The following is a 5,214-nucleotide window of genomic DNA, read 5'->3' on the forward strand; positions in this document are numbered from 1 at the left end:
CGGCTGAGCGTGGACGGGTACGAGTTCGACACCGGCCCCACCGTGCTCACCATGCCGGACCTGATCGCCGAGGCCCTGGGGGCGGTCGGTGAGGAGCTGGACGACTGGCTGGACCTCATCCCGCTCGACCCGGCGTACCGGGCGCACTACCCGGACGGCTCGACGCTGGACGTGATCACCGACACCACCCGGATGGCCACCGAGATCTCCCGGGTCTGCGGCCCCCGCGAGGCCGACGGTTACCTGCGGTTCGTCGACTACGCGCGCAACCTGTGGCGCTGGGAACGGGCCGACTTCATCGACCGCAACCTGGACGCGCCGACCGACCTGCTGACTGCGAACCTGGTGCGGCTGCTGGCCAACGGCGCATTCCGCCGACTGCAGACGAAGATCAACCAGTTCTTCTCCGATCCTCGTACCCAGCGGATCTTCTCCTTCCAGGCCATGTACGCCGGACTCGCACCACACGACGCGCTGGCCATCTACAGCGTCATCGCGTACCTCGACGCGGTGGCCGGGGTGTACTTCCCGCGCGGCGGCATCCACGCGGTCGCCCGGGGCATGGCCGGTGCCGCCGAGAAACACGGCGTCCAGTTTCGGTACGGGACCACGGTGGCCCGGGTGGAGACCGCGAACGGCCGGGCCACCGGCGTGGTGACCGCCGACGGTGAACTGATCCCGGCCGACGTGGTGGTGCTCAACCCGGACCTGCCGGTCGCCTACCGTGACCTACTGCCCGAGGGCCGGGTCCGTCGGCTGACCTACTCGCCGTCCTGCGTGGTGTTGCACGTCGGATCGAGGCAGGGGTACGCCCGGATCGCCCACCACAACATCCACTTCGGGCGGTCCTGGCAGGGCACCTTCGACGAGGTGATCCGGCGCGGCGAGCTGATGACCGACCCGTCGCTGCTGGTCACGAACCCCAGCCGCACCGACCCCGCGGTCGCTCCCGCGGGCCGGCACACCTACTACGTGCTCGCGCCGGTGCCCAATCTGGAACGCGCCCCGTTCGACTGGCGCGGGGGACTCGACCGCCGCTACACCGACCAACTCGTCCGGACGCTGGAGAAACGCGGGTACGTCGGCTTCGCCGACGGTGTCGAGGTGCTCCGTACGGTCACCCCCGCCGACTGGGAGGAGCAGGGCATGGCCGCCGGCACCCCGTTCGCCGCCGCGCACACCTTCTTCCAGACCGGCCCCTTCCGCCCGTCGAACCTGCACCGGGGCCTGTCCAACGTGGTTTTCACCGGGTCCGGCACCCAGCCGGGAGTGGGCGTGCCCATGGTGCTGATCTCCGGCAAGCTCGCCGCGAACCGCATCACCGGGGTCACCGGGGTCACCGGGCCGACGGTCTCCGCCGGCCCACCGCAGCCGGCGAGGAGGCAGGGTCGGTGAAGTCCCGGGAAGGGCACCTGGTCGAACTGGTCGACAACGGTGGCCGCGCGCTGGGCGAGGCCACGGTAGCCGCGGCACACCAGGCACCGGGCCGGCTGCACCGCGCCTTCTCGGTGCTGCTGGTCGACCCGCAGGGGCGGGTGCTGCTCCAACAGCGGGCCGAGGTGAAATCCCGGTTCCCGCGGCGCTGGGCCAACTCCTGCTGCGGTCATCCGAGGCCGGGCGAGTCGCTGGCCGAGGCCGCCAACCGGCGGCTGGGCGAGGAACTCGGCACCGGTCCGGTGACCCTGACCGAGGTCGGGGTCCACCTCTACCACGCCGAGGATCCGGCCACCGGCCGCGTCGAGTTCGAGTACGACCACGTGCTGCGCGCCGACGTGCCGGCCGACCTGGCCCTGCTGCCGGACCCGGACGAGGTCTCCGCGCTGCGCTGGGTCGACCCGCTACGGCTGCTGGCCGAGATCGACGCCGATCCGCGCCCGTACGCGCCCTGGCTGGGCGGGGTGGTGAACCGGCTGCTGCGGCCCGGTCATCCCGCCGACCCCACCCTTCCGTCCGGCGTACCGGCGGATGACGCTGCGGAGCGGCCGGGTGACCGGTGAGGGGCTGAGCGCCGGGACGGTGGCCCGCCGACTGGGTGTGGCGGTCACCACACTGCGTACCTGGCACCAGCGCTACGGCCTCGGTCCCAGCCAGCACGTCCCCGGCCATCACCGGCGCTACATGCCCTCGGATCTCGCCCGCCTGGAGGTCATGCGGCAGCTCACCGCCGAGGGAGTGGCTCCGGCCGAGGCGGCCCGTTGGGCGAAGCAGGGTCCGACGGCCGATGCCGGCGGGGAGGTGCGGCTACGCACGGTCCGCGACGGCGGCGGGCAGAGGATCCCGGTCGTGCGGGCCGGGCCGGCGGCCCGTGGCCTCGCCCGGGCCGCCGTACGGCTGGATTCGGTGACCATCAGCGAGACGATCGAGCAGGCGCTGGAGCGCAACGGTGTGGTCGCCACCTGGGACGACCTGCTCCGGCCGGTGCTGGCCGCCATCGGCGAGCGGCACGCCGCCACCGCCGGACTGATCGAGGTGGAACACCTGATGTCCCGGTGCGTCTCCGAGGCGTTCGCGGCGGTGGCCCGCGCCGGCAAGGCCACCAGCCCGCCCCGGATCCTGCTCTCCTGCGCCGACGAGGAGCAGCACACCCTGCCGTTGGAGGCACTGGCCGCCGCGCTGGCGGAGGCGGGTGTGGCGTACCGGATGCTGGGGGCACGGATGCCAGTGGCAGCCCTGGTGGAGGCGGTCAACCGGACCGGCCCGGTGGCGGCGGTGATCTGGTCGCACACCACGGCCACCGCCGCTCCCGGGCAGCTCTCCACGCTACTCGCGCTGCCCCGCCGGCCGTTGCTGGTGCTGGCCGCCGGGCCGGGCTGGCGGGTCGACACGCTACCCAGCGGGGTGGTCCGTCCGGCGAACCTGGCCGAGGCGGTCTCCCTGGCGTTGGCCGTAAGCGATTCGTGGGACCAGCCCAGCGGAGAGTGACCGACCTGCCAGGTTCGCGATTCGTGAACTACCGTCGGGTCGGTCCTCGTACCCGAACCCCCCGGAGTGACGATGCGTGCACGTCGCGTGCTTCTCGCAGCCCTCGGACTGGTCCTGCTCGTCGCTGGTTGCGGCGATGATCAACCGGCCGAGCGGCAACCAGGAGCAGCGACCCCGATCGTCCCGGCGTCACCGTCCGTACAGCCCGACCCGGCGCCCTCGCCGACCCGGACCAGCCGGCCCAAGCCGCGGCTGCGGCCGGAGCCGACCGCGCTTCCCGCGGGCCTGCGGCGCACCACCGGGGTACGCAGGGTCGCCCTGACCTTCGACGACGGCCCGGACCCGACCTGGACACCGAAGGTGCTCGACCAGCTCCGGGCTGGCCGGGTGAAGGCCACCTTCTGCCTGGTCGGCACCGAGGTGCGGCAGCATCCCGAGCTGGTGCGGCGGATCGTGCGGGAGGGGCACCAGCTCTGCAACCACAGCTGGCGGCACGACTTCGAGCTCGGCCGCCGGCCCGTTGCCGAGATCCGGGCCGACCTGGTCCGCACCAACCAGGCGATCCGGGCGGCTGTTCCGGACGCCAAGGTGCCCTTCTACCGCCAGCCGGGCGGGAGGTGGACTCCGGAGGTGGTCGCGGTGGCGAAGCAGCTCGGCATGCGGTCGCTGCACTGGAGCGTCGATCCGCAGGACTGGGCGAAGCCCAAGGCCCCGGTGCTGGAGAAGCGGGTGTTGGGCGGGGTGCGCCCCGGCGCGATCGTGCTGATGCACGACGGTGGGGGCGACCGGAGCCGCACCCTGGCCGCCTGTCCGCGGGTGATCGCCGACCTGAACCGACGCTTCGGCATCGCCCCGCCCCGGTGACGACCGCCCTGAACTGCGGTTTCGCTGGCGGTTGTGCCCGTGGCCATACCGGTTTGGTCGACCGACGCGGCATGGCATATGCTTCTCATGCCTCCGGCGGGGCCGGATGGGAGCAAGTCCGCTTGACGTTGCGAGTGTGCAATGATGGCGGGGCCGCCCTCATCGTCTAGCGGCCCAGGACGCCGCCCTTTCAAGGCGGTAGCACGGGTTCGAATCCCGTTGGGGGCACGGTCCGGCTTCGGCCGGAGGCAACATCAAGCTAGGTCCTGTGGAGCAGTTGGAGTGCTCGCCGCCCTGTCAAGGCGGAGGTCGCGGGTTCAAGTCCCGTCAGGACCGCCAGCGCAGACGCCGCGTAGACCATTGCGCGGCGTTCCGCGTATCGGAGCAGCTACCCTGTCGGCGGAGATCCCGCTTTCGGGTAGCATGGTCCGAGCACCACGGCCAGGTAGCTCAGTTGGTACGAGCGTCCGACTGAAAATCGGAAGGTCGGCGGTTCGACCCCGCCCCTGGCCACATAGCCTTTCGCCGGGCTACAGCAGCGCCGACCAGCGGAAACGCCGGTCGGCGCTCTGCTTTGTCCCCGTCCGGAAGCCCATCGGCTGTCCGGAAGCGGGCATGCCACGAAGCTGCACACCGATGCATCAGCCGGTATGGTCCGGGCCTATGGGACAGAAGATGGCCGATGTCCGGCAGGACGTCGAGCGGTACGCGCTGCGCAGCACGCTCCTCGTCCCAGCCAGCGCGGAGCAGGCGTTCGCCGTGTTCACCGGGGCGCTGACCGACTGGTGGGTGCCCGAGTACACCTGGTCCGGCCCGGCGGCCCTGGCCGAACTGGGCATGGAGCCGCAGGCGGGCGGAATGCTCTACGAGATCGGTCCGTACGGCTTCCGGAGCGACTGGGGCCGGGTGGTCATCTGGGATCCGCCGAAGCGCCTGGTCTTCACCTGGCAGATCGGCCCGGACCGGGTGCCGGTGCCGGATCCGGCGCAGGCCAGCGAGGTCGAGGTGCTTTTCCTGCCGGGCAGTTCGGGCGGCACCCGGGTCGAGGTCGAGCATCGCCACTTCGACCGGCACGGTGCCGCGGCCGAAGGTTACCGGCAGGCGCTCACCGCCGGCTGGCACGAGCTGCTGAGCCGCTACCTGCACACGCTGACCCGACACATCGCCCCCGCCTGAGTCGGGTCGTCTCGTGGGGCGACTCGTCCGACGTGTCCGGATTTTCCCTGCGCGACCCGGCTATGGGCTCGGGGCATAGCACCAGGGTCATCATGTTCGCGGGATAGTCCACTTCGCACGGTTCGTCGGTATGATCACCACGCTCGGCACCCCGAACGCAACGCAGGGTCCACCCATCCCTCTGGAGGCACCCCCATGGCATCCCCGGTCATCCGCCTGACGGTGGTCACGGCGGCGTTGTCCCTGCTCACC

At 71.6% G+C, this 5,214-nt stretch carries 5 protein-coding genes and 3 tRNA genes; all 8 read left to right on the plus strand.

The window, feature by feature from the left end; translation table 11 throughout:
• Positions 1-1,395, plus strand: a 1,395-nt coding sequence (gene crtI, locus E1182_RS28885; protein WP_132270893.1) for a phytoene desaturase family protein, incomplete at its 5' end; no start/stop codon positions are given.
• Positions 1,392-1,997, plus strand: coding sequence for an isopentenyl-diphosphate Delta-isomerase (gene idi / locus E1182_RS28890; RefSeq protein ID WP_132270894.1), 606 nt, complete (start codon positions 1,392-1,394; stop codon positions 1,995-1,997). The genes crtI and idi, both read left to right, overlap by 4 nt.
• On the plus strand, positions 1,987-2,922 hold the full coding sequence (locus E1182_RS28895) for a MerR family transcriptional regulator (protein ID WP_132270897.1): 936 nt from the start codon (positions 1,987-1,989) through the stop codon (positions 2,920-2,922). The genes idi and E1182_RS28895 overlap by 11 nt, the downstream gene beginning before the upstream one ends.
• Before the next feature lie 72 nt (positions 2,923-2,994).
• Entirely contained in the window at positions 2,995-3,786 is a 792-nt protein-coding gene (locus tag E1182_RS28900; RefSeq protein ID WP_132270895.1) for a polysaccharide deacetylase family protein, read from the plus strand.
• Between the two features lie 155 nt (positions 3,787-3,941).
• A tRNA-Glu gene (locus E1182_RS28905) sits at positions 3,942-4,014 on the plus strand.
• Between the two features lie 34 nt (positions 4,015-4,048).
• Positions 4,049-4,125, plus strand: a tRNA-Asp gene (locus tag E1182_RS28910).
• 100 nt (positions 4,126-4,225) lie between these two features.
• Positions 4,226-4,299: transfer RNA gene (locus E1182_RS28915), tRNA-Phe, on the plus strand.
• Between the two features lie 150 nt (positions 4,300-4,449).
• On the plus strand, positions 4,450-4,962 hold the full coding sequence (locus E1182_RS28920; protein WP_132270896.1) for an SRPBCC family protein: 513 nt from the start codon (positions 4,450-4,452) through the stop codon (positions 4,960-4,962).
• The last annotated feature ends 252 nt before the right edge of the window (positions 4,963-5,214 follow it).

The sequence above is a fragment of the Micromonospora sp. KC721 genome (genome assembly GCF_004348355.1).
Taxonomy (GTDB): Bacteria; Actinomycetota; Actinomycetes; order Mycobacteriales; family Micromonosporaceae; genus Micromonospora.